The organism is Rhodobacter sp. SGA-6-6 (genome assembly GCF_011043545.1).
GTDB lineage: Bacteria > Pseudomonadota > Alphaproteobacteria > Rhodobacterales > Rhodobacteraceae > Pseudogemmobacter.
In genome coordinates, this window is the sequence record NZ_JAAKGP010000043.1 from 1 (window position 1) to 2,237 (window position 2,237).

Annotated in this window: 4 protein-coding genes; 3 read left to right on the plus strand and 1 reads right to left on the minus strand. The window is 62.4% G+C overall.

Going from position 1 to position 2,237, the window contains the following annotated elements; translation table 11 throughout:
* The first annotated feature begins 69 nt into the window (after positions 1–69).
* The 3 genes from G5B31_RS20800 to G5B31_RS20810 all read left to right on the plus strand — a co-directional run bounded on the left by G5B31_RS20800 (position 70) and on the right by G5B31_RS20810 (position 1,731).
* Entirely contained in the window at positions 70–714 is a 645-nt protein-coding gene (locus tag G5B31_RS20800) for an antitoxin of toxin-antitoxin stability system (RefSeq protein ID WP_165020098.1), read from the plus strand.
* A 90-nt stretch (positions 715–804) separates the two neighbouring features.
* The gene (locus G5B31_RS20805; RefSeq protein ID WP_165020099.1) at positions 805–1,113 is read left to right on the plus strand and encodes a DUF1778 domain-containing protein; all 309 of its coding nucleotides are present in this window, start codon (positions 805–807) and stop codon (positions 1,111–1,113) included.
* Positions 1,114–1,731, plus strand: coding sequence for a GNAT family N-acetyltransferase (locus G5B31_RS20810; RefSeq protein WP_165020100.1), 618 nt, complete (start codon positions 1,114–1,116; stop codon positions 1,729–1,731).
* A gap of 107 nt (positions 1,732–1,838) precedes the next feature.
* Here G5B31_RS20810 and G5B31_RS20815 read toward each other — a convergent pair whose 3' ends face one another.
* Complete coding sequence (locus G5B31_RS20815) at positions 1,839–2,135, minus strand: hypothetical protein (protein WP_165020101.1); 297 nt, start codon at positions 2,133–2,135, stop codon at positions 1,839–1,841.
* Between the last annotated feature and the right edge of the window lie 102 nt (positions 2,136–2,237).

Below are 2,237 nucleotides of genomic sequence, written 5' to 3' on the forward strand. Positions count from 1 at the left end.
CCCGCAAATCCATCGGCTGGACCAGCACGCAAGAATGGCTGGCCGCCGCGTTGAACGGGGAGGACCCCCATGCCTGAGATCATCTGCACCACCGTCTACCAGTTCCCCGAACTCGCGGATGCGGCCAAGGAAAAGGCGCGCAGCTGGTATCGCGAGCTCGGCCCTCACGACGATTGGTGGGACGCGGTCTATGACGATTTCGGAAGGGTCTGCGAGATCCTCGGCATCCGCCTGAAGACCACACCCGTGCGGCTGATGGGCGGAGGGACGCGGGCCAAGCCCTGCATCTGGTTCTCCGGCTTCTGGAGCCAGGGCGACGGGGCTTGCTTTGAAAGCTACTGGTCCCACGCCAAGGGCGGGGCCACGCGCATCCGGGACTACGCGCCCCTTGATGCCACGCTGCACGGCATCGCCGACCGGCTGCAGGCCATCCAGCGGCGGAACTTCTACCAACTCGCTGCCGAGGTCAGCCACCGCGGCCGCTACTACCACGAATACACCATGTCGGTCGATGTCACGCGCGACAGCCCGACCTGGCAGCCGCCGACCGAGGACGCCGAGGAGATCGTGACCGAGGCGCTGCGTGATCTGGCCCGTTGGCTCTATCGGCAGCTTGAGGCTGAATACGACCATCTGACCTCGGACGAGGCCATCGAGGAGGGGATCATCGTGAACGAATACACCTTCACGGAAGCCGGGCGGCGGTTCGGGTGAGGCGCGCCCTTCGAAGAACTTTCCCGACCGCACGCTTGAAACGTACGTCGATCTGGCGTACATATCGACAAGACATTACAGGAGGCGACCATGCTCGGTTTCCACGATACCGCGCGCGCAATCGATGAGCGCAACGAGGCCCGGATGAATTTCCGGACGAAGCCGCGCATCAAGACTGCAATCCAGCAGGCCGCGGCACTGTCCGGCGTCGACGATTCCGTCTTCACGATGAACGCCGCCTATCAGGCCGCGCTGGCAACGATCGCGGCGCATGAACGCACCATGCTGCAGCCGGTCGATCATGAGCCGTTCTTCGCGGCGCTCGATGCACCAGCTGCGCCGACCGATGCCCTGCGCGCGGCCTTCCGTCGACACAGCGACACGGTTGTGTCGAAGTAAATGGCCACGTCACAACCGGCCGCCTACACCATCGAGCCGTTCGATCCTTCGAAGCATGATCGGGCGGCTTTTTCTTGCGGGGTCGAGCAAGTCGACAACTATTTCCAGAAGACCGCGAACAAGCTCGCCAAGGCGGACAATGTCCGCCTATATGTGATGGTCGACCCTGACGGGAAGGTCATCGGCTTCTATGCCCTGAATGCGCACGCCGTTCAGTTCACGGATCTGCCAGCGAAGTTCGCGCGGACCCGGCCTTCGCATGGCAACATTCCTGCCGCATATATCTCGATGATCGGGCGGGATCGGAAGTTCAGCGGCGCCGGGTTTGGAGCCGATCTCTTGGTCGATGCCCTACGGCGCATTGCCGTTGCGGCCAACGCCATTGGTGTTGCGGTCGTCATGCTCGATGTGCTCGACTGCGGCGATCCCGACCGCGTCGCGCGCCGCAAGGCGCTTTACGAGAGCTACGGGTTTGAGCCATTGCCTTCGAACCCGCTCAGAATGTTCCTGTCCGTCAGCACGGTTCGCAAGCTGATCGCTGAAGAGGACGACTTGCAGAAAAAGGACGCAGCACTCGCGGACTTGGCGCGGCTCGGACAGGAGTTTGACCGGGGTTGATATCCTGAAGGTCAACTCTGCCAACCTATAGGTTGGCAACTACGCTCGGTTTGCCAAGCCACGGTATGGCAGAAGCTCCGGAAGGCCGGGGCCCGCTAACGACGTCCTCACTTGTTCCCGTCAATCCACTTCGACATGAGCCCCTTGTCGCGGAAGCATTCATCCGGGACGGCGCGGCGCTTGATGCGCGCGAGCTTCTCCGCAAAGGCCACCTGCTTGGACGTGGGCAGTCGGTCCATTTCGGAGACCGGCTTCAGCTGGGCCTGTGCCTCGATCCAGGCGCTCAGGGACCGGCGATCCTGCTGAACCTCCCAGGGCAGAAGGGTCTGGTTGCGCAGGGCGAGCGAGCGCGCGTAGGCGATCTGCTTGGGTGTTGCGGGTAGGGCATGCGTGGTGCTGTCCATCGGGAAACTCCCTTGCTGGCTTGACCCTCAATATAGAACATAACGGGAACAAAATCAAACCAAGCAACCGGAATGCCTCGGTTCGAGAGGGAAAGGAGGGTC

Coding starts and splice junctions, on each gene's coding strand:
- G5B31_RS20800 (WP_165020098.1), top strand. CDS start 70: ATGCCTGAGATCATCTGCACCACCGTCTACCAGTTCCCCGAACTCGCG.
- G5B31_RS20805 (WP_165020099.1), top strand. CDS start 805: ATGCTCGGTTTCCACGATACCGCGCGCGCAATCGATGAGCGCAACGAG.
- G5B31_RS20810 (WP_165020100.1), top strand. CDS start 1,114: ATGGCCACGTCACAACCGGCCGCCTACACCATCGAGCCGTTCGATCCT.
- G5B31_RS20815 (WP_165020101.1), bottom strand. CDS start 2,135: ATGGACAGCACCACGCATGCCCTACCCGCAACACCCAAGCAGATCGCC.